Source organism: Hahella chejuensis KCTC 2396, assembly GCF_000012985.1.
Lineage (GTDB): Bacteria > Pseudomonadota > Gammaproteobacteria > Pseudomonadales > Oleiphilaceae > Hahella > Hahella chejuensis.
This window is the reverse complement of record NC_007645.1, coordinates 3,971,959-3,992,928: the sequence shown is the minus strand read 5'-3', so window position 1 is coordinate 3,992,928 and position 20,970 is coordinate 3,971,959. Positions and strand designations below refer to the sequence as shown.

Sequence of the window (20,970 nt, the reverse complement as noted above, 5' to 3'; positions counted from 1 at the left end):
GAATTGCTATGCAGGGCGGGGAGGACATTCAGCTGCTAGTCTTTCGTCTGGACGAAAGGCCCTACGCAGTTGAATTGACGCGAGTCAGGAAAGTGTTCAGAGCGGCGGCGATCAACCCGTTGCCTTCAGGACCGCGGGTGATATGCGGCGTGTTGAATATGCGCGGTCGACTGGTGCCGGTGGCGGATTTACGATTGCGCCTGGGGCTTCCGCCTCGCGCGACGGCGCTGGAGGATCGCTTCCTGTGGGTGCGCGCCGACGCCATGGACCTGATTCTTACCTGCGATAGCGTTGACGGCGTCAGCATATTTCCCCGCTCCACGATGTTGGACGGCGCGGAGATTCCAGAACGACCGCCGATGCTGAAAGGCGTCGTTTGCCTTCCCGATGGCGTGTTGTACATCAACGACCCCGACACCTTGCTCAATCTCAGGGAAAAAGAGGAGCTGGCGTATGCGCTCGCTGAGCACGATGAATGACGTCGTGGCCAACCCGAGTGCGCTAAGTCCGGATTTGCTGTCGGCCTGTCAGTGGAAAATCAACGAGCTTTGGGGGTTGCATTATCCTCAGGAGCGCTGGAGCGACCTGGAGCGCCACCTCAAACTGACCTCCCTGGATCTGGGCTACGATGAACCCTCCGCGTTCGCCCGCGCGCTGTTGTATGACCAGATCGATACCGCGCAGAAAGTACGTTTGGCCACGGAGCTGGCGGTGGGCGAAACCTACTTCTTGCGCGATCCCGCCTGTTACCAGCACCTGATTCGCCACTTCCTTGTTCCTCTGCTTGATCAACGCCGCCGCAGTGGACGGAAAACTCTGCGTATCTGGAGCGCTGGTTGTTGTAGCGGTGAGGAGGCGTACAGCCTCGCGATAATGTTGGAAGGCTTATTGCCCGACATGCGTGGCTGGAATGTGGAGCTGATCGCCACGGATTTGGTGGCGGAATTTGTGGAAAAGGCGCAAAGCGGCAACTACGGGGCCTGGTCGTTCCGTCAGGCTGACCCACAGTGGCGCGCCCGTTATTTCACTCAGATCGGCGCCAATCAGTGGGCGATTCATGATCGCTTCCGGCGGCGAATACATTTCTTTCAATTGAATTTGGCGCAATCGGTCTATCCCGATGAGAAACGAAGACTGTGCGATTGCGACGTGATTTTGTGTCGCAATGTGCTGATGTACTTTTCCCCCTCGCAAGCGGCGGCGGTGCTGGATCGTTTACAGCGGTCCCTGAGTCCGGGCGGGGTGTTGCTGCTCTCGCCGGTGGAGAGCGTGATCTGCCAATGGGCAGGGAAGAAAGTGCACAACTGGCCGGAGGCGGTATGTCTGCGGCGACAGGGAGAAGAGTCGCGTTGGCGTGAAACCGCGCCGCAACCCTCAGGCCCAGATCTGCAAGCCGCGAATGCGCTTTCGGGGCGGACTGAGCAGCATGCCTGGCGCGCGACGGCTGAGGATATCTCAGTGGCGGCGTCTGTCGTGTCTGATTCTCAGGAAAGGAAAACCCTATCGAGAGAGCAACAGGCGTCCGAGGCGGACAATGACTGGCGACGGGGACAAGAGGCCTACGGTGAAGGCGACTACGACGCCGCCGTGCGACATCTGCAGCGCTTCACCGCCCGCACAGGCCTATCGCTGCGTCAGCAGGCGGACGCCGCCATTCTCATCGCCCGCAGCCACGCTAACCGTAATCGCATACAGGACGCGGAAGACTGGGCCAATCAGGCCATTCGGCTGGATCGGTTGCAGCCGGCCGCCTATTGGCTGTTGACGTCTCTGCACATCGGGCGCTCGGAGCGTCGCCAGGCGTTGGAAGCGCTGGCCCGGGTGATCTATCTGCAACCGGATTTCATTATGGCCCACTATCTTAGCGGCATTTTGTGCATGCGGTTGGGCCAGCCTGAGCGCGCTTTGCGCTGTTTGCGAAATTGTAAGGAGCTGCTGGCGTCTGTGGCGCCGGAGCAGCCGCTGGAGGAGGGGGAAGGACTGACGGCGGGAGATCTGCTGGAACTGGTGCGAGGCGCGTTTGACGATATCGCCGGCGATATCAAGTGAAGCGCATTGCGTCTGAAGGACTGTAAGGACTGTAAGGAAGGAGAGCAGCGTTGAAAGGTTCAACTTACACCGACTGGGAAGCGTTAAAGCGTAATCTGCAGCAGGTGGAGCAGTTTCTGGCGAATGAGTTCAATCCGTCGCCGGATTCCGCCAGAGCGCGGTTGCAGGATCGCGCGCGCGAGTTGGCGGAACCGGAGAAGGAGGAAGATGAGTCGGACCGCATGGAAGCCCTGGTGTTTGAGCTGGCTCAGGAAACCTACGCCCTGGAGCCGGAGTTTATCGCGGAAGTCGTACCCTTGAAGCCGCCGACCCCTGTTCCCTGTACGCCTCCCTACGTGTTGGGAGTGATCGGCGTGCGCGGGCGTATCGTATCAGTGTTAGACCTTCGCGTGTTCTTCGATCTGCCGTTGAAAGGCCTTTCGGATCGTAATTCTGTCGTTGTGTTGTCACAGGGAGGCCGTGAATTCGGCCTGCTTACGGACCGGGTGGCCGGCATAAGGATAGTGTCGCGGAGTTCCCTGAACACCCGGCTTGATCACCTGAGCGGCGTGCGCAAGGAATACCTGCTCGGGGTCACGCCATCTCATTGGGCGGTGCTTGATGCGTACAAGTTACTGAATGATTCCCGTCTGATCGTCAATGACAGGGTATAACGTATGTTCTATCGCAATCTGAAGACCGCCAATAAGTTGATTCTGGCGTTCAGTTTCATCGCAGTGATCGTCGTGGCGGCTTTGATTATCGCCTTTCAGGGGTTGCGGCAGGTTCAGCAGTCGCAACAGAAAATCTTCGACGAACAGTTCGCCCAGCACATGCTCCTCAAGGATTTACTGATCAATATCAACGAAAACCGGGCGTTGATGCTGAAGATGGCGATGTTGCGCGGAGTTGGCGAAGCGTTGCTGGATGAAGTGAAACGCAACAGTCTACAGGGAGAGAAGTTGCTGGGAGAGCTTAATGCTTCGGCGGCGCGCGCCAGTGAAACGCAGGAATTGCTGCAGAAGCTGGACGATGAGTGGCGGGCGTATTCCGGCGCCAGGGAGAAAACGATCATCCCCCTGATCGCCGCCGGCGATTACGACTCCGCCGCCGTGATGCTGACCCGTGAGCAGGCTGAGCGAATCGGCCAGATACGCGCGCTGGGGGACCGGATAATCCATCTGGGCGAACGTAACATTCAGCAGGCGTTGGCGCAATCTGCAGAGACAGTCGATGAGCAGCGACGGACCCTGATTATTGTCATTACCGCCATTTTGGCGTTGATGGCGACAATAGTATGGGCGACCTCGAAATCGATAGCAGGACCGTTGGCTGACTTGACCCAATGGGCGGAGCAGATTGCGGAAGGGGATTTGATGTATGGCAAGGAGTTTGAAAAGCGGGAAGACGAAGTCGGTATGCTGAGTCAGGCCTTCAGTCGTATGGGGGAGAATCTGCGCGAGCTGGCGAAAACCTCCGAAGCCATCGCCAAAGGGGATCTGACAGTGACTGTCGCGCCGCGTTCCGAACGCGACATTTTGGGCAATGCGTTTTCCGCCATGATCGCTAATTTACAGAGCCTCACCGCCGACCTGAAAGAAGGGGTGGCGGTGCTATCCACCGCCAGTCAGGAAATTATGGCGTCAACCGGGCAGGTCGCCGCCAGCGCCCAGGAAACCGCCACCGCCATCAGTGAAATCACCACCACAGTGGAAGAAGTCAAACAGACGGCGACTGTCTCCAATCAGAAAGCCAAGCATGTCACCGAAGCCGCGCAACGCACCCTGCAAGTGTCTCAGGACGGACGCAAGGCCGTGGAGGCTACCCAGGACAGCATGAGTCAGATTCGTCAGCAGATGCACGCCGTGGCGGAGAGTATCGTGAGGCTGAGCGAGCAGAGTCAGGCTATAGCGGAGATTGTCGCTACGGTCAACGACCTGGCGGAACAGTCCAATCTGCTGGGCGTCAACGCCTCCATCGAAGCGGTCAAATCCGGCGAACAGGGGCGTGGATTTTCGGTTGTGGCGCAGGAAGTGAAAACGCTGGCGGATCAGTCCAAGCAGGCCACCGGACAAGTGCGCAATATCCTCAATGATATTCAGCGAGCCATGAACAAAGCGGTCATGGTGGCGGAGCAAGGCAGCAAAGTGGTGGATGGCGGCTATCAACAGGCGAAGCTGTCAGGAGACTCCATCCGCATGCTGGCGGACAGCATTGAAGAATCCTCCGGCGCTGCGTTGCAGATCGCCGCTTCCAGCCAGCAGCAATTGGTGGGCATGGATCAAGTGGCGAGCGCCATGGAGAGCATCAAGAAAGCCAGCCAGGACAATGTGGAGGGCACCAAACAGGCGGAGCAGGCGGCGCGCAATCTGCATCAATTGGGGGTGCGCATGCAGAACCGGATTGCGCAGTTCAATGCCTGAGCAACGCCGAATGCGCGCCGACTTATTAATCCCGCGGCTCGCCGCCGCATCCATGCGCCAGATATTAATATGCCAATATCATTGCCATATTACTCAGGCTGTGGAAAGGATTTTGCTGGGCGGGAAATAGTGGGGATGGCACGGAAACGTCTGTCGTGGATGCGGGGTGGAAAGAAGTATGCAAGACAGAAATGAAGCGCTGAAAAAGCGGTTGCTGGAGGCTTTCCGTATGGAAGCCGGCGACCGCATGCGAATTCTGGCGGATGCGTTCGCCATGTCTGCTGACGCCTTCGACGCCGCGCTGGTGGAAAGTGTATTCCGGGAAGTGCATAGCCTCAAAGGCGCCGCCAGGGCGGTATCCCTGGGGGCGGTGGAGAAACTGTGCCAGGCCTGGGAAACTCTGCTTGCCGATATCAAACATAGCGGCGCCGGCGTCAGCGAAACGCAGCTCAGCGTCAATCGTAAATGTCATGGTCTGTTGCGACAGTTAATGGCGGACGCCGCCGCCATACCCAATGACCAGCTCTCGGACTTCTGTCGGCGCATTGAGCGTGGGGAGGATCTGGCAGGTCCGGAGCCCACTGAGAGCCTGACTCAGGATTCGGCGCCAGACGACTCTGAACCGTCCATGCCGGAAGAGCCAAAAGTTTCTCCGCCGCCAGTCGAAGCCAGTCCCGCACCCCCGCCAGTTTCAGCCCAACCGTTACAGGAAGAGGTCGCCGAGTCAAACGAAACGGCGCCGTCGAATGAGACGGGGCGGCAAACCCTGCCTCAACGGCCTCCTGAGCTGGCCGGGTTGACGGGAAGCAGCGGCATGCTGCGTATTAAGGCGGAGCATCTGGATGAACTGATGTATCAGGTCGAGGACTTGCAGCAGGCCAAGCTGGAGGCGACGCAAGCCTGTTTAATGCTGAAAGAAGCGGTGGCTGGATTCACGGAATGGCGCAAGCACCGGCATGAAATCACCACCGCCGCCCGCCAGTTGCGGACGCATATCGAGCACGAATCTGAACGTCAGGCGAACCGCGACCTGGTGTCGGTGTCGATGGAGCGGGAGCAACAGACCCTGATTGACTTCAGCGCCTGGGCGTCGGACTTCCTTGGGCAGTGGGAATACCGGCTCAGCCAGTTGGCCAAAATTTCAGAAAAAGTCGCCAGAGGCGTGGCTACGGTTGCGGACGGCATGCATTCGCAGATGCAGACGGTGCTGCTGTTGCCCTGTTCTGTGTTAGTGGAAGGCCTGCCGGCCATGGTGCAGGACATTGCGGGTTCCCAGGGCAAAAAAGTGCGCCTGCGCTACTCGGGAGAAACCCTGCAAGTAGACAAGCGCGTGCTGGATGAGCTGAAGAGCCCGCTGCAGCACATGCTGCGTAACGCCGTTGATCATGGCGTGGAGACGCCTGCGCGCCGCCGCGAGCTGGGTAAACCGGAATGCGCGCTAATCGAACTGGACTTCATGCAGGAAAATGCCGGGCTGTTTGAAGTAAGAATTCGCGATGATGGAGTAGGTTTCGACCCCGCTAAACTGAAAGCCAAAGCCATCGCCCAGAAAGTATTGGATGAAGATAAAGCCGCCGCGATGAGCGACAAAGACGCGGCGCAACTGGCGTTCACTTCCGGGGTGTCCACCAGCAGCATCATAACGGATCTGTCCGGACGCGGTTTGGGGTTGGCTATTGTTCGCGAGAAGGTGGAGCGCCTGGGCGGCCGCACCCTTTTGGAAACGACCCCTGGCGGCGGGTCCGCCATCACGCTGCAGGCGCCGACCAGCATGGCAACCTACCGTGCGCTGCTGGTGCGAGTGGAAGACCAGCTGATGGCGATTCCCGCGCAGTCGGTGGAGCGGGTGCTGCGTCTGCCCCAGGAAGAAGTCAAAAGCGTGGAAAACCGGCTTTCCTTTACCTTGCATAACGAAGCCAATCCGCTGTGGCGGTTGTCGGATATCCTCGGGCTGGGGACCTCCGTTTCGGCGCCGGATAAGGCCGCCTGCGCGCAAATAGCGGTTATGAACGTCAATGGCGATCGCTTCGGACTGATGGTGGACGAAGTCATCGGCGATCACGAAGTCATCATTAAGCCATTGGGGCCGCAGCTATTGCGAGTGCGCAATGTCCTGGGCGCGACGCAAATGGGGGACGGCCGCATTGTGCCTATCCTGCATCCGTTTGATCTCTATAAAAGCGCCTGTAATACGGATTCCGCGCCGCTCCAGGTGGGAGACATGGAGGAGTTGCGCCGGCGTAAGCGCATTTTGATCGCGGAAGACTCCGTCACGTCGCGGGGGTTGTTGAAAACCATTCTGGAAAGCGCCGGCTATGATGCCGTGACCGCCAACGATGGCGTTGAGGCGTGGGAGGCGTTGAAGCAGGGCGCGTTCGACCTGATGGTGTCGGATATTGAAATGCCTCGCCTGGATGGTTTCGGGTTAACCGCGAAGGTGCGCGCAGACCGCCGCTTCGCGGAGTTGCCGGTGGTGTTGGTCACCGCCTTGCAGAGCCCTGAGGACAAAGAGCGGGGCATGGAGGCGGGCGCCAACGCCTACATCGTAAAAAGCGGTTTTGATCAGGCCAATTTGCTGGAGATTATCCGCCAGTTGCTCTGATTTCAGGGGTGGGCGCAGGATGGCCCCTCGACAACAGGAGAAGAGGTGACAACGATGGATGTGTTGATAGTGGACGACTCGCCTGTTATCAGACAGCTGCTGCGCCACATCATTGAAGAAGGCGGCATGCGGGTGATCGGTGAAGCGTCGAATGGCGTGGAAGCGCTGCGTTGTATCGCCAGACGCAGACCGGACGTGATCACTATGGACATTCACATGCCGGTGATGGATGGGCTGGAAGCGTCGCGGAGAATCATGGAGGAATACCCGACGCCGATTGTGGTGGTGACCGCCAGTTACAGTCTGGGAGACGCGGTGACCGCCATGCAGGTGCTGGAGGCCGGCGCCATTACCGTCACGCCCAAGCCGCAAGGGCCTTCACATCCGGACTTCGAGCGCGATGTGGAAAGCCTGTTGCGGACCATTCGCCTCATCAGTGAAGTCAAAGTGGTGAGAAGGTTTCGTCGCCGCCAGGGAAAACGCGAGGAGGTCCAACCGCCGCCCCCTGTGAACCATGAGCATGAAGGTTTTCAGCCGGGGGTGATTGCGATCGGCGCTTCCACCGGCGGCCCGGTGGCGCTGAAGGAATTGCTGCAGGGGATATCGCGGAAAACCCCCTGTCCGGTGTTGGTGGTGCAGCATATATCGCCGGGATTTCTGACCAGTTTTTGCGAGTGGCTCAATCAGGTGTCCGCGTTGCCGGTCAGTATCGGCGAGTACGGCGAGCGCGCTGAGCGGGGACGGGTTTATCTGGCGCCGGACGGCTGCCACATGGAGGTGGATCGGTCCTGTCGCATCAGTCTGGTGAACGGGAATCGCGACGAGACGCTCTGTCCGTCCGTGTCGCGTCTGTTCAGCAGCGTCGCCAAAAATTTCGGCAGGAACGCGGTGGTTGTGTTGCTGTCGGGGATGGGGCGCGACGGCGCTGCGGAAATGGCGGAACTGCACCGGCTGGGAGCCCTGACCATTGCGCAGGACCCCGCCACGGTGGTAGTGAACGGCATGCCGGGGGAGGCGGTGAAGCTGGGCGCAGCCCGGCACGTGTTGAGTCCCCCGCGCATCGCTGCGCTACTAAACGAACTACCGGTACAAAGCTGCGTCTGATTTGCTTATGCAACAAGGTCGTAGAGAAAACCACAAGAGAGTTGAAGTGATGTTAACAGGAACAGAGATTCTCATTGTCGAAGACAGTCTGACCCAGGCCCTGCAACTGCAAATGCTGCTGGAGCAGAATAACTGCATCGTCACGGTTGCGGAAAACGGCGTACAGGCCTTGAAATGCATCGCTGAGCGCAGACCGACCATCATCGTTAGCGACATCATGATGCCGGAAATGGACGGTTACACCCTATGCCGGACGCTGAAGTCGGACCCCAAGACAGAATCCATTCCGGTCATTCTGGTCACCACGCTCACCGACCCGAAAGATGTGGTGCAGGGGTTGATCGCCGGCGCGGACAACTTCATCACCAAGCCCTATGACGAGAAGTACCTGCTGTCGCGCATCCGTTACTTCCTGGCCAATCTGGAGCACCGGGATCACCAGCGGGTGAAGATGGGCATCGAAATTATTCTGGACGGCGAACGTCACTTCATTAATTCCGCCCGTCAGCAGATCCTTGACCTGCTGATTTCCACCTATGAAGAAGGCATCCGCCTCAATCGTGAACTGAAAGCCAAGCACGAAGAACTCAGTCACACTCATTCGCTGATCAACAGTTTGTTTCATTTCACAGCGGGACTTAGCGCCGCCAGCACGGAAAAGGACACCATTGAACAAGGACTGGGGCAGGTGCTGTCGTTCCCCAACGTCATCGCCACCTGGCTGTTGCTGGTGGATGCGGATCTGGATGACGGCGGCTGGCGCCTGGCGGGCTATCGCGGCGATAAGATCAATTCCGCGCAACTGGACCCTTGTGGCCGTGAGTGTCCGTGCCGGCATGGCGTCATTAACGATGGTCTGACCGGCGCTGTGGATATCGCTGACTGTCCGGCGATGAAGGGCGTTTTCATCAGCAATCACCATGCGACCATTCCGTTACTGCTGGGAGGAGAGGTCATCGGCCTGCTCAACGTCGCCCGCACCGAAGGCGAGCGTTGGGCGGAGGAGTCGCTGCGCGCGCTGCAGTCTCTGGGGCATCAGTTCTCGGTCGCTCTGGGCCGGGCGAGACTGTTCGACAGTCTGGAAAGTCTGGTGGAGCAGCGCACCTCCGCCCTGAAAGCGGAAATGGCGGAAAAAGAGAGAGCCCAGGAGCAACTTAAACTGCGTAATCGCGCCGTAGACGCGAGTGTCAACGCCATTATCATCGCCGATAAAAGCGAACCGGATAACCCCATTGTATACGCCAACCCGGCCTTTGAACGCATTAGCGGTTACAACCTGGAGGACGTTACAGGGCGCAACTTTCTATTCCTGCTCGGCAACGAAACCAGTCAACTGGGCGTTGCGAACATCAAACGCGCGCTTAAATCCAATACCGAAGGCTACGCCTTGCTGAAAAACTATCGCAAAGACGGCACGCTGTTTTGGAGTGAGCTGAAAGTCGCTCCGGTCACGGACGCCAAGGGCGACGTCACTCACTTCGTCGCTATCTTGAACGACGTGACGGAGTCCATTCAGTATCAGGCGCAGCTGGAATACAAGACCAAGTACGATAACCTCACCGGGCTGCCTAATCGCAATCTTCTTAATGACCGTATCCAGCAGGCCATCGCCTATGCGGCGAGGCGCAACAAGGGCTTCGCTCTGGCGGTGTTCGATCTGGATAACTTCAAGTATATCAACGATAGCATGGGCCATGAGACCGGGGATCAATTGCTGACAGAAGTGGCGGAATCCTTGCGCAGTTGTCTGCGGGAAGGCGATACGCTGGCGCGGCTGGGCGGGGATGAGTTCGTGATTCTGATGCATAAAGAAGAATGCGATAGGCCCTTGGGGTTGATGTTGAACCGTATCCAGCAACTGGTGTCGCAGCCCCGTCGTTTGAAAGATAAAGAAATTCTGGTCACTCCCAGTATTGGGGTCTGTCAGTTTCCAGAAGACGGGGAAGACGCTTCCACTTTACTTAAAAACGCCGATACCGCCATGTACAAGGCCAAGGAGCGGGGACGCAATCGTATATGCAGTTACACCCAGGAAATGAATGAGTCGATCCAGAAACGGGTGCAAATGGAGCAAGATCTGCGGCGCGGCATCGAAAATGGCGAGCTGGAGCTGTATTACCAGCCGCAACTGGACCCCCATGGCGGCGGCGCTGTCGGACTGGAAGCGCTGGTGCGCTGGCGCAAGGGCGACCGCATGGTGCCCCCGCTGGAGTTTATCCCCATTGCGGAAGAAACCGGCCTGATCACTGAGGTTGACGCCTGGGTGCTGCGAGCCGCCTGTCTGCAATTAAAAATGTGGCGGGATCAGAAACAGCAGATGGTCCCTGTTTCCGTCAATCTGTCGCCCCGGCAATTCCAGGACGCCTATTGTGTCGAACTGGTGCGCAAAGTGCTGCAGGAATCCAATATTGAACCCGGCTGCCTCAAAATAGAAGTGACGGAAAGCATGGTCATGCACAACGCGGAAGAGGCGTTACGCACCATGACCCAGCTCAAAGCCATGGGCGTACAACTGTCCATGGATGACTTCGGCACAGGGTATTCCTCTCTGAGTTACCTGAAGATGTTTCCTTTCGATCAGCTCAAGATCGATAAAAGCTTTGTTCGTAACGTCACCAATGATCCCCAGGAAGCCGCCATCATCCGCGCCATTATCGGCCTGGGCAAAACCCTGGGCATCAAAATCGTGGCGGAGGGCGTGGAAACTGTCGAACAATACAGCTTCCTGGTGCGCGCCGGCTGCGACCTGATCCAAGGCTATTTTTACTCGCCCCCGCTACCGGTCGCCGCCTGCATGCACTTCCTGCAGGAAGATCACCTGTGGGGGAAAAAGCGCAAAGAAATCGAAGATGGCCCGCAAGCCAGAAGAATACTGATCGTCAACGACGACGAAACTATATTACGCGCCGTCTGCGGCGAACTTGGCCACGAAGGCTACGACATCTTTGAAGCGCACACCCTGGCGGAAGCATTGCGCCTACTCGCCGCTCACGAAATGCACGTCGTTGTGGCCGATCAATGCATGAAGGAAATAAAAGGGGTGGACCTGCTGCGTAAAGTCAAAGCCATCCATCCCAGCACCGTCCGCATGGTGCTCAGCGGCTACAGCGGCTTCAAAGACGTCCTCGAAGCCATCAACGAAGGCGCCGTCTTCCGCTTCATCACCAAACCCTGGAACTCGGAGCACCTGCGCGAAAACGTCAAACAAGCCTTCCGCGAAAGCGACCTGGCGCGGGAGAATCAAATGCTGAGGGAGCAGTTGGATATATTGCGGAGTGGGAGTTGAGATATAGGCGAAAACATGGAGTGTAATAAGTGAATTATACTTCAAGAGCGGTGACATTCCGCGGCTGTTGTACGCTAACTATAAAACCAGTTCAGTTTCGATGCTTGGCCTAAGCCCGAAACTGAACTAACATCCGCCGCAGACAACGCCCGTTGCACTGCAATACTGAACGCGCCTGATGCTCACTCCTTAACCTGTATATAGAACTACGAAATGAAAAAATTTGCCTGTATTTTTCTAATGATGATTTGCACGACGGCGAAGGCTGACGTAACCGAATTTGTGCGCGCGCTTCAAACTGCTCCAGAGACCGAGGCGGTTCAGTTGATGCATTACAGACCGAAAGATAAAGCAAAGAAAAAGTTACGGATGAGCTGGGATATTAAAACGCTTCTTCAGAGCTGGGGAGGTGTCTCTAATTGCAGGCCTACAGAAAACTCAGAGTATATTTATCTCATTCTAGAGTCTGACAATATTGTCGATAGTCTCTCAGAGACCTCCAGGTATTACTTTGAATGTGATTCAAGCATCTTGGGCAAGGCTGGAATGTACGTGGAAGAGGGGAGGTTATCTGGCGAAGTAAAGCCATACAGAGTCGCTTTGGGGCCAGCGATTAGCCCTGAGAACATAGACGAAGCGAGGCGTGTCTTCGCCAGACTGTTTGGCGTCCAGAATGGCGGCATGGTTGATATATTGGAAAGCGGGAGACCTGTTTATATTGACAATATATATCGGGATAAAACAAGGCCGGAATTAGTACATGTTATTTATAGGACAACGCTGAACTTTGTAGATGATCGCGATATAGTCGGCGCTGAGGCGATAGCAGTGGTTAAGGAACTGATAATGAAAGACTCACCGGAAGAAGTGAAGTACGTGAGACTGGTTGCAATTGAATTGGATACACTGCTAGAAGAGAAAAAGGCTAAGATAGCGAAAATATCACTGAAGAACAGTGAAGGTCATTGGGTTGAAGCTAAGGAAGAGATGAACGAGAAGTTTGGTGAGTTTCCAGAAATTAAGATAAATATTAATGGCTCGAAATAAAGGTTTAAACTGGCGTTTTATGAGCTTTTATATCTATCTATATGTTGAATGTTAAATTCTTGGGCGTTGCCTACTGTTTGATGTTGTTGACATTAAAATTTGCTACAGGCTTTTGGCATGGGTGCATTTACCTCATAACGAGATAGGTAAGGAAATATATGTTAATCTCGTAAAGTGGCTTTCAGGTAAGAGGTATAACCTACAAGGTGCAGATACAGATTACTGTGTTAATTTATCATATGCTGGAGATGCTCCTCTATTTTGGTATGAATAATAAAGAGCGAAAGTTGAGATTCATACGGATGTTCGGTTTTACGCAACTGTACGGAGATGTTTGTCTGTATCGGAATTATGTAAGGAGTAGAAGTGATGAGTATCGTGAAAAGAATTCGGCTGCGATTATTTAAATTAAAGAAAGAAAGTGTTGTAAAGGATTTTGGTGTAATCTCCGTTAATAATGCAGGGATTTTTAAAGAGCGAGTGGAAGCGTTGCTCGTTACGAGTGGGGGCGAGAAGAGGTTGATTTTAGCGTCTTGGATTATATCTCCTCTACTTTTTACAGCTACAGAAATTCAAGAAAAACACTTTTATAAGATTAAGGAAATTAGTGACTTTATTTTTATAGATAGCGAAAGCTAATGGTGAATGATTTTTTTGAGGACATACGATGAGTGCGTATCCAAAAGGAAGTTTTCTTGTCAATTCTGTGGTGAGATGAATCATATATGGTTACTGTCTGTTGATTTTCCTTATTGATATTTTCTCTAACTGATGGTGAGACTGATGTTTTTGAAGTTTTGTGATGAAAAGTGAAAGAGTGAATTTAAAGGAAGCGTTAGTATTTCTGCTTGTCATAGCAGGATACTTTCTTCTCTCGATGATCAGTTTTGAGAAGATCAGGCATGCAGTTACCTGGAGCGCACTAACACTAATTTATCTGGTGATGGTCAGGCTAGCTTATGGGGTTAGTCTTGTAAGGGTGTATTCAAAGACATCTAAAGCAGACAAAATCCAAGCTGCAACGATCTTCCTTATATTTGTTTTTTTTAATATCTATGAGGGGCTTGCTGAAAGGCTGTTGGTGGCGCTCAGCTTTTCAATGTTTGTGTTGTCGTTTCATGGATGGCTCAGTAGAAGAAAACTTGAAAGCAGTTAATGAGCGAAATTGATTTGAATATACCACCGAAGGCGAAAAGTTTATGCATGATTGGACGCTGGTAGCGTTGGCGGTCGATTGGCAAAAGGGAGCTGCTACGATTACGTTGAAAAATAGTCGCTCGGAGGATGTTTTCATCGTGGCGGATGGGCTTGCGAACCTTGTCGTTCCAAGAAGAGAGGCGTGGGGCGGCAGTGTCTCGGTTAATGCGGTGGAAGGTCCCAGGTTGCTTACAAGTGGTGACTATTATTTGGCCCTTGATATGCAGTCTGGCGATAAAATAGAACTTGAAGCCAGAGCTATTTCGCCGCCAGCGTCCCAGTGTGATTAGGGTCGATAACGGGAAGGCGGCGCGACTTGCGTGAACGTCGCTCAAACCCTGGCATTTTCCCGAAAACAGGATTTATTATGTTGAGTTCTCCGAAATTTCCTGTATTTTATGCAACCTTTTTTCCGGCATAGCGTCTTCCTCAGATGGTTCGCCGGGCTTCCACCGGCTTATTCGGGAGTTAATTTGTGGAAAAGACTTTCATCAGCGCTCAACAGCTATTAGACGATTCCTTCAAACTGGGCCTGAAAATTTACGAGAGCGGCTATCGACCTAACTATATTGTCGGCGTGTGGCGCGGCGGCGCTCCGGTCGGCATCGCGGTGCAGGAGCTGCTTGATTTTCTGGGCGTGGAGTCCGACCACATCGCTATTCGCACCTCTTCCTACACTGGCATCGGCGAAAGAAGCCGCCATGTTACCGTTCACGGTTTGAACTACATGGTAAAGCGCGTCAATGCGGAAGACTCTGTTCTGATCGTGGATGATGTTTACGACACCGGCCTGAGCGTACAGCAGGTGGTGACGGATCTGAAAGCGGCCTGCCGTAAGAATACGCCAGACATCAAGATTGCGACGCCATACTTTAAGCCGTCCAACAACAAAACCGACAAAGTGCCTGACTACTTCGTACATGAGACGGACCAATGGTTGGTTTTCCCCCACGAATTGCACGGCCTGACCACGGAAGAAATTCTGGAGCACAAGCCAGAGCTGGCGGTTATTCACGACAAGCTGCTGAAGCTGCGTGAGGGCGAAAACTCCTGATTTGGGAAGCATACGCCTTTCTTTTTAAGTGAAAAAACTTTAGTTGCGGCAGCTCGGTGAAGAAACAATAAGCCGGGCTGCTCGCCGTCTTAATAGATAAGTCCTTATGAGACTTCTTTTCCCCTCCCATCCTCTTCACTCTCAGCAACCAGATGACTCCTACCTGGAAGAATTTACGGCGTTTCGTCAGGTTGGGGTGAGTTGTTCTGTTGTTGATATTGATGCGTTGGGCAACGGTCTGAGTGGTATACGTCCTGCAATAGGGGCGGGTGAGCCGGTGCTTTATCGGGGCTGGATGCTTGCTCCTGAGCGTTACCGTCAGTTGACTCAATTGATTGAAGAAGCTGGCGGGAGGCCGATAACGTCTTTTGGAAATTACCTGCGCTGTCATCATTTACCAGGCTGGTATGAAGCCTGTCGGTCCTTTACGGCGGAAACCCGATTCTTCTCGGACGACGATGAGCTGCTACACAAGGTCTCCTGTTTGGGCTGGGAAAGCTTTTTTGTAAAAGACTTCGTTAAATCCAACTCGACCGGGCAGGGTTCTATCGCACGCTCGCCGGAGGAAGTGGTTGAGATTGTGAGTCAGATCCGCGCTCATCGCGGCGGCATAGAAGGCGGCGTTGCGCTGCGTCGGGTGGAGGACTATGACGAGGCATCTGAGCAGAGGTACTTTGTCCTGAATGGCGTTGCTTATTCAGCTTATGGCGAGACGCCAGCCCTGTGTCGGGAAATAGCGCAATATATTGACGCGCCTTTCTACTCTATTGATCTGGCGCGTCGTCAGGATGGAGTCACTCGCTTGGTGGAGATTGGCGATGGCCAGGTATCGGACCGAAAGAGCTGGCCACAGGATGCTTTTGTGAAGATGTTGGCGCAATACGCATAATCAGGTTCGTGTCACATTCTCACGCTTATTTGTGAACAACTGTATATTTAATCGTTCCGGCGTCTGTATACTCAGATAGGTCACCCTCCCAATGGACGCCGCCATGACATGGACTCTCCGCCTCCCTCCCGCCGCCTTTGCTGGGGGCTCTCTATCTGACTTGACGCCCGCTTGGCTGAAACGCGTTGTGAACGCCGAGCTGACTGAGTTTTATGTCTCCCATTTGTCTCCTTTGTGGTCCATGCGTCAGGTCAAGGCGCGGGTCGTCGATATTGTCGATGAGAGCGCCGGCTGCAAGTCGTTTATCTTGCAACCCAATGGTCTGTGGCGGGGTTTCAGACCAGGTCAGTTCGTTACGGTCACTGTTGAAATAGAGGGTGTGCGTCAGCAGCGTTGCTACAGTTTGTCTTCGGATTGGCGTGAGCCGGAGCGGCTTCGCATCACCGTCAAAGAGAAGAAAGATGGGCGCGTGTCCTCCTGGCTGCTGCGGAATCTGCGCAAGCAGGATGTTTTGTTGCTGAGTCAGGCTCAGGGAGAGTTCACAGCGCCGCAGTCTCTGTCAGAGCCTCTGCTGCTGATCGCCGCAGGCAGCGGCATTACGCCGTTGCGCGCCATGCTGTATCAACTCGAAGAACACCCTCGAAACACCGTATTGATTTACTACGCCCGTAGCCGCGAAGAGCTGATCTTTGCGGAGGAAATTCGTAAAGCCGCTGCTCAGTGTGCGCATCTCACCGTGCATATCTGCTATACCGCAGCGGGTCACAACCAGGCGGAAGAGGGAGGACGCTTTCATCCAGACCAACTCTCCCGCTGGGTTCCGGACTATCGCGACCGGCGGACACTGGTCTGCGGCCCTGAGGGATTGATGCAGCGCGTGCGACGGCATTGGCGGGAAGAGGGGGGTGAGGCGCGCATTAGCTTCGAAGATTTCACCGGCGCCTTTCAGGACGTCTTCGACCCAGGACTCATTGCGCCGTCACAGTCGGCGACTTGCCAGGTGGACTTTCAACGCTCCGCCTGCGTCATTGAAGCAGATGGCCGGCAGAGCCTGCTGGATTTGGCTGAAGCCGCCGGGCTGCACCCGCCCTTTGGTTGCCGGATGGGAATTTGCCATAGCTGCAAAGCCAGAAAACGAGCGGGTGTGGTGCGTAATCTGGTGACAGGAAAAGCCTCCAGCGCCGGAAGTGAAGAAATCCAGTTGTGTATTTGCATCCCCATAACCGATGTCTCTCTTGATGTGTGATATCTGATGAATCAGAACAAACAAGGAGATTTGTTATGCGCCATCCTTCCAGTCGAGCATTAACGCCGGAACAGTTGGAATCTTTTCAGAATGAGCTGGACGACCTGCGACAGCAGGTGGTGGATGATCTGGGGCAGCGGGATCTGGAGCATATTCGGGGTGTGATAAACGCGGTCAGGTATTCAGAGTTAGCCGGCCGAGTGTTGTTGCACGTCAGTTTTACACCTCTGGGCGTGGTCGCAGGCGTGGCCTGTTTGTCTTTGTCCAAAATTCTGGAAAATATGGAAGTGGGCCACAATGTGATGCACGGTCAGTACGATTGGACCCAGGACCCGGCTCTGAACTCCAAGCGCTATGAGTGGGACATTGTATGCGCCGGAGACGCCTGGCGGCATTACCATAATTACGAGCATCACACGTTCACCAATATCCTCGGCAAAGATCGTGATTTCGGTTACACCATCACCCGATTGACTGCGGAGCAGCCCTGGCGGCCGGTTTACTTGCTGCAACCGGTATACAATGTGGTGCAGGCGCTGACTTTCGAATGGGGCGTGGCCTTATTCGGATTGGAGCTGGAGCGTGCGGTGTCCGGCAAAATGAGCAGACAGGAATTGGTTGGTCGGTTAAAGCCTTTTTTGCGTAAAGCAGGCAGGCAGCTCGGCAAAGATTATGTGTTGTTTCCCGCCTTGGCGGGCGTCGGCGCGCCCAAGGTGCTGGCGGGTAATCTGGCGGCCAATGTCATCCGCAATGTCTGGGCCTACGCCATTATTTCCTGCGGTCACTTCACGGCTGACACGCGGGTTTACACTGAGGAAGAAACCCGCAATGAGAGTCGGGGGCAGTGGTATCTGCGGCAGCTGCACGGCTCCGGCAATATAGAGGGAGGTCGTCGGTTTTACCTGTTGAGCGGCCACCTCAGTCATCAGATCGAACATCATCTGTTCCCGGATATTCCCGCGCATCGTTACCCGGAAATCGCCCCCAAGGTCAGAGCCATCTGCGACAAATACGGGCAACACTACAATACAGGACCTTTTCTGCGTCAGTTCGGCTCGGTGCTTAAACGCATCGTCAAATACGCGCTGCCGATAAAAGACGCCAAGGCTGATGCGCTACAATCAGCGCCGCCGTCCGTTCAGAAAACAGAGGCCATGGTGGCGCGCCGGGCGCAGCGCGACAGGAAACTTGCGCTAGCCTGATTATTAATCAGGCAGACAAATAGCTTCCTTCCACACGTAAATCTCTATGTCTCCCGGATCGCATAGGGTGCAGCCGCTGCAGGGCGTACCCTGCGGCAGCTTTTCCACCCGGCCTTTGGCGATCCATTTATCAAGCATCCCTCGTAATGCATCCGGCTCCGTATTGAAACGGCAGGCCATGTCTTTGAGCGCCGCCCGCTTGTGGGTTTGCAGGTAGGCGCGTATTTCTGACAGGATCATCGGGGCGCCGCCGTGGCAGGGCTCTGCCTGTCGCCGGCGTAGCGCAGCGCCGCCAGGACTGCGACGAACGTCGCCAGCATAATGGCGATGACGGACAGGGCGTGTGCGGGCTGACGGCTTAGCGTGGCGACCTGATAGAACACCGTAGCGACAACGTAGGCGACGCCGGTGGTCCAGCCTGCGATGAAAAGCGTCCAGTTCAGGTTGGTTTCACGATAGACGGCGGCCAGCGTGGCGGCGCAGGGCATGTACAACAGGATGAATAGCAGGTAAGCGAAAGCGCCTGCTGCGCCGTCGAATTTCGCCGCCATGGCGCCGAAAGTGCCCGTGTCCACGGCTTGTTCCTGGGCGGCGCTTTCCACATCCAGACCTAATGGATCGCTCCAGGAGCCCAGTGCGTCGCCGAGGTTGGCGGGAATGGTGGCGAAGGACGCCGCCACGCTGTCCAGCAGATTAAATTCCGGGTCCTGTTCCGGTTCTGCGCCCGCGGCTTCGGCCTCCAGGCGCGCCATGTCGCTGTACAGGGAGTCCAAAGCGCCGACCACTGCTTCTTTCGCCAACACGCCGGTGAAAATGCCTACCGCGGCGGGCCAGTTATCCTCGCGGAGCCCCATGGGACCGAAGGCGGGGGCGATGACGCCGCCGATTTCGCTCAGCAGGGATTTATTGCTGTTTTCATTGCCGTAGGAGCCGTCAGTACCTATGGAATTGAGCACGTTCAACACCAGCACCATTGGTACGATCACCCTGCCTGCGCGAAACATGAAGCCGCGGGTGCGCTCCCAGGTGCGAATGCCAACGCCTTTCAACGTGGGAATATGATACGGCGGCAGTTCCATAATGAAGGGCGTGGCCTGACCTTGCAGCAGGGTGGTTTTCATCACCAGACCGGTGAGCACGGCGATGGCGACGCCAATAATGTAGAGCCCGAACACTACGTTCTGGCCGCCGACAGGGAAAAACGCGGCGGCGAACAAAGCGTACACCGACAGGCGCGCGCCGCAGGACATAAAGGGCGCCATGATGATAGTCATGATGCGGTCCCGCTGTCTTTCCATTGTGCGGGTGGCCATCACCGCCGGCACATTGCAGCCAAAGCCCACGATCAAGGGGACGAAAGCTTTGCCAGGCAGGCCGATGGCGCGCATGGCGCGATCCATGACGAAAGCCGCGCGGGCCATGTAGCCGGAATCCTCCAGCGCGGACAGAAACAGGTACAGAAAGCCGATCACCGGAATGAAAGTGGCCACCACTTGCACGCCGCCGCCCATGCCGTCAGCCAGCAGCAGACGCAGCCATTGCGGCGCACCGAGGGAGGTTAACAGCGCGCCGAATCCGTCTACGAACAGCGCGCCGGTAAATTGGTCGAAGAAATCGATGAAGGCGCCGCCGATATTGATGGTGAACATGAACATCAAGTACATGGCGACGAGAAATATGGGAATGCCCAGCATGCGGTTCAGGACTACGCGGTCGATTTTGTCGGATAGGCTGCGTTGCACTTCATGGTTGCGTTTGACGCTGGCGCTCGCTACCTCGTTGACGAAGCCATAGCGGGCGTCCGCCAGACAGATATCGATGTCGTCCTCCAGCTGTTGCACTACGTTTTCTTGCAGTTCCTCCACTTTGGCGCGCAGCGTCGCGTCAGCCAGTTTCAAGGCCGAAGCGTCGCCTTCCAGCATCCGCGTCGCCAGCCAGCGCGGATCGCATTTGCCTTCGCTGTGCGCGCCCAGCATGGGAGTCAGGGCATTAAGCGCTTCGGCGACAGGGGAGGGATAGGCGATGTTGGCGTTGGAGACATGTTTGCGGCGCGCAGCGTCCAGAATCGCCGCCTTCAACTGCGGCAGACCGACGCCGGATGCCGCCACAATAGGAACCACGGGACAGTCCAACAGACTGGCCAGCCTGTCGTGAGCCACCGCATGACCGCGCTCCTCCGCCACATCCATCATGTTCAGCGCCGTCAGTAACGGCGTTTTCATTTCCAGCAACTGGCAAGTGAGGTAAAGGTTGCGCTCCAGGTTGGAGGCGTCGACGATATTGATGATGAGGTCCGCTTCGCGCCCGGCGACGAAATCTCTGGCGATTTGCTCATCCAGGGAAACGTCTTCTTCACAGACGTCGAGGGAATAAGTGCCTGGCAGATCGATCAGCTCAAAGTCTACGCCTTGAAACGAGAAACGCCCGCTTTTGCGCTCTACGGTCACGCCGGGCCAGTTGCCCACCCGCTGTTTGGAGCCGGTCAGTGCGTTGAATAAGGTGGTTTTGCCGCAGTTGGGGTTGCCCACCACTGCGATGACGTATTTTTCCGCGTTGCGCTCGGGACTGGCCATGATCGACTTGCTCTCTCCAAAAAACTGCTTGGGACCGGACTGATACATCTGAATTCAAGATGAATGAACTCAGAGAAGGCTAGATTTTCTCTATCAGAATGCCGCCTGCTTCGTCTTTGCGCAGGCTGAGGCGAAATCCCCGCACCAGGATTTCCACTGGATCGCCCATAGGCGCATAGCGGGTGACGCTGAATTCGACGCCGGGGGTCAAGCCCATGGATAACAGTTTGCGGCGATAATTTTTGCCGCCTTCGCCGAAGCCTAATACGCGGCCCTGATCGCCGACTTTGAGATCTTTGAGACTGACGTTGCTCATTGT

General features: G+C 55.6%; 18 protein-coding genes. 15 read left to right on the top strand and 3 right to left on the bottom strand.

All coding sequences use genetic code 11. From position 1 onward, the window contains the following. Nucleotides 1-8 precede the first annotated feature (8 nt). The 15 genes from HCH_RS17240 to HCH_RS17170 all read left to right on the top strand — a co-directional run bounded on the left by HCH_RS17240 (nt 9) and on the right by HCH_RS17170 (nt 18,078). On the top strand, nt 9-479 hold the full coding sequence (locus HCH_RS17240; protein WP_011397646.1) for a chemotaxis protein CheW: 471 nt from the start codon (nt 9-11) through the stop codon (nt 477-479). Next, entirely contained in the window at nt 454-2,049 is a 1,596-nt protein-coding gene (locus tag HCH_RS17235) for a CheR family methyltransferase (RefSeq protein ID WP_011397645.1), read from the top strand. The genes HCH_RS17240 and HCH_RS17235 overlap by 26 nt, the downstream gene beginning before the upstream one ends. 50 nt (nt 2,050-2,099) lie before the next feature. Further along, complete coding sequence (locus HCH_RS17230; protein WP_011397644.1) at nt 2,100-2,702, top strand: chemotaxis protein CheW; 603 nt, start codon at nt 2,100-2,102, stop codon at nt 2,700-2,702. A 3-nt stretch (nt 2,703-2,705) separates the two neighbouring features. Beyond that, nucleotides 2,706-4,451: a methyl-accepting chemotaxis protein gene (locus HCH_RS17225; protein ID WP_011397643.1), complete on the top strand. Its 1,746-nt coding sequence runs from the start codon at nt 2,706-2,708 to the stop codon at nt 4,449-4,451. A gap of 178 nt (nt 4,452-4,629) precedes the next feature. Continuing rightward, nucleotides 4,630-7,053, top strand: coding sequence for a hybrid sensor histidine kinase/response regulator (locus HCH_RS17220; RefSeq protein ID WP_011397642.1), 2,424 nt, complete (start codon nt 4,630-4,632; stop codon nt 7,051-7,053). A 54-nt stretch (nt 7,054-7,107) separates the two neighbouring features. Beyond that, the gene (gene cheB, locus HCH_RS17215; protein WP_011397641.1) at nt 7,108-8,157 is read left to right on the top strand and encodes a chemotaxis-specific protein-glutamate methyltransferase CheB; all 1,050 of its coding nucleotides are present in this window, start codon (nt 7,108-7,110) and stop codon (nt 8,155-8,157) included. Nucleotides 8,158-8,206: 49 nt separating this feature from the next. Further along, nucleotides 8,207-11,443 carry an EAL domain-containing protein gene (locus tag HCH_RS17210; protein ID WP_041598748.1) on the top strand — a complete coding sequence of 1,079 codons (3,237 nt, stop codon included), beginning with the start codon at nt 8,207-8,209 and terminating at the stop codon, nt 11,441-11,443. Nucleotides 11,444-11,656: 213 nt separating this feature from the next. Then, complete coding sequence (locus HCH_RS17205; protein ID WP_041598747.1) at nt 11,657-12,490, top strand: hypothetical protein; 834 nt, start codon at nt 11,657-11,659, stop codon at nt 12,488-12,490. A gap of 369 nt (nt 12,491-12,859) precedes the next feature. After that, nucleotides 12,860-13,129 carry a hypothetical protein gene (locus tag HCH_RS17200; protein ID WP_011397638.1) on the top strand — a complete coding sequence of 90 codons (270 nt, stop codon included), beginning with the start codon at nt 12,860-12,862 and terminating at the stop codon, nt 13,127-13,129. A 163-nt stretch (nt 13,130-13,292) separates the two neighbouring features. After that, nucleotides 13,293-13,646: a hypothetical protein gene (locus HCH_RS17195; protein ID WP_041598746.1), complete on the top strand. Its 354-nt coding sequence runs from the start codon at nt 13,293-13,295 to the stop codon at nt 13,644-13,646. 43 nt (nt 13,647-13,689) lie between these two features. Beyond that, complete coding sequence (locus tag HCH_RS17190) at nt 13,690-13,977, top strand: hypothetical protein (protein ID WP_011397636.1); 288 nt, start codon at nt 13,690-13,692, stop codon at nt 13,975-13,977. 185 nt (nt 13,978-14,162) lie between these two features. Further along, nucleotides 14,163-14,741 (top strand): phosphoribosyltransferase, encoded by a 579-nt coding sequence (locus HCH_RS17185; protein ID WP_011397635.1) that lies wholly within the window; start codon nt 14,163-14,165, stop codon nt 14,739-14,741. A gap of 106 nt (nt 14,742-14,847) precedes the next feature. Continuing rightward, the gene (locus tag HCH_RS17180; protein ID WP_041598745.1) at nt 14,848-15,630 is read left to right on the top strand and encodes an ATP-grasp domain-containing protein; all 783 of its coding nucleotides are present in this window, start codon (nt 14,848-14,850) and stop codon (nt 15,628-15,630) included. Between the two features lie 103 nt (nt 15,631-15,733). After that, the gene (locus HCH_RS17175) at nt 15,734-16,876 is read left to right on the top strand and encodes a ferredoxin reductase (RefSeq protein WP_158304968.1); all 1,143 of its coding nucleotides are present in this window, start codon (nt 15,734-15,736) and stop codon (nt 16,874-16,876) included. Between the two features lie 35 nt (nt 16,877-16,911). Next, entirely contained in the window at nt 16,912-18,078 is a 1,167-nt protein-coding gene (locus tag HCH_RS17170) for a fatty acid desaturase family protein (protein WP_011397632.1), read from the top strand. 3 nt (nt 18,079-18,081) lie between these two features. Here the strand turns inward: HCH_RS17170 and HCH_RS17165 are convergent, their stop codons facing one another. From HCH_RS17165 to HCH_RS17155, 3 genes are read right to left on the bottom strand one after another with little or no spacing between them, the layout of a single operon-like run. Further along, complete coding sequence (locus HCH_RS17165; protein ID WP_011397631.1) at nt 18,082-18,318, bottom strand: FeoC-like transcriptional regulator; 237 nt, start codon at nt 18,316-18,318, stop codon at nt 18,082-18,084. Beyond that, the gene (gene feoB, locus HCH_RS17160; protein ID WP_011397630.1) at nt 18,315-20,699 is read right to left on the bottom strand and encodes a Fe(2+) transporter permease subunit FeoB; all 2,385 of its coding nucleotides are present in this window, start codon (nt 20,697-20,699) and stop codon (nt 18,315-18,317) included. The genes HCH_RS17165 and feoB overlap by 4 nt, the downstream gene beginning before the upstream one ends. Nucleotides 20,700-20,730: 31 nt before the next feature. Beyond that, on the bottom strand, nt 20,731-20,967 hold the full coding sequence (locus HCH_RS17155) for a FeoA family protein (RefSeq protein ID WP_011397629.1): 237 nt from the start codon (nt 20,965-20,967) through the stop codon (nt 20,731-20,733). Nucleotides 20,968-20,970 lie beyond the last annotated feature (3 nt).

Bases quoted from the DNA above. Each gene is read 5' to 3' on its own strand.
- HCH_RS17240 (WP_011397646.1), top strand. From the start codon at position 9: ATGCAGGGCGGGGAGGACATTCAGCTGCTAGTCTTTCGTCTGGACGAA.
- HCH_RS17235 (WP_011397645.1), top strand. From the start codon at position 454: ATGCGCTCGCTGAGCACGATGAATGACGTCGTGGCCAACCCGAGTGCG.
- HCH_RS17225 (WP_011397643.1), top strand. From the start codon at position 2,706: ATGTTCTATCGCAATCTGAAGACCGCCAATAAGTTGATTCTGGCGTTC.
- HCH_RS17220 (WP_011397642.1), top strand. From the start codon at position 4,630: ATGCAAGACAGAAATGAAGCGCTGAAAAAGCGGTTGCTGGAGGCTTTC.
- cheB (WP_011397641.1), top strand. From the start codon at position 7,108: ATGGATGTGTTGATAGTGGACGACTCGCCTGTTATCAGACAGCTGCTG.
- HCH_RS17210 (WP_041598748.1), top strand. From the start codon at position 8,207: ATGTTAACAGGAACAGAGATTCTCATTGTCGAAGACAGTCTGACCCAG.
- HCH_RS17205 (WP_041598747.1), top strand. From the start codon at position 11,657: ATGAAAAAATTTGCCTGTATTTTTCTAATGATGATTTGCACGACGGCG.
- HCH_RS17200 (WP_011397638.1), top strand. From the start codon at position 12,860: ATGAGTATCGTGAAAAGAATTCGGCTGCGATTATTTAAATTAAAGAAA.
- HCH_RS17195 (WP_041598746.1), top strand. From the start codon at position 13,293: ATGAAAAGTGAAAGAGTGAATTTAAAGGAAGCGTTAGTATTTCTGCTT.
- HCH_RS17190 (WP_011397636.1), top strand. From the start codon at position 13,690: ATGCATGATTGGACGCTGGTAGCGTTGGCGGTCGATTGGCAAAAGGGA.
- HCH_RS17180 (WP_041598745.1), top strand. From the start codon at position 14,848: ATGAGACTTCTTTTCCCCTCCCATCCTCTTCACTCTCAGCAACCAGAT.
- HCH_RS17175 (WP_158304968.1), top strand. From the start codon at position 15,734: ATGACATGGACTCTCCGCCTCCCTCCCGCCGCCTTTGCTGGGGGCTCT.
- HCH_RS17170 (WP_011397632.1), top strand. From the start codon at position 16,912: ATGCGCCATCCTTCCAGTCGAGCATTAACGCCGGAACAGTTGGAATCT.
- HCH_RS17165 (WP_011397631.1), bottom strand. From the start codon at position 18,318: ATGATCCTGTCAGAAATACGCGCCTACCTGCAAACCCACAAGCGGGCG.
- feoB (WP_011397630.1), bottom strand. From the start codon at position 20,699: ATGTATCAGTCCGGTCCCAAGCAGTTTTTTGGAGAGAGCAAGTCGATC.
- HCH_RS17155 (WP_011397629.1), bottom strand. From the start codon at position 20,967: ATGAGCAACGTCAGTCTCAAAGATCTCAAAGTCGGCGATCAGGGCCGC.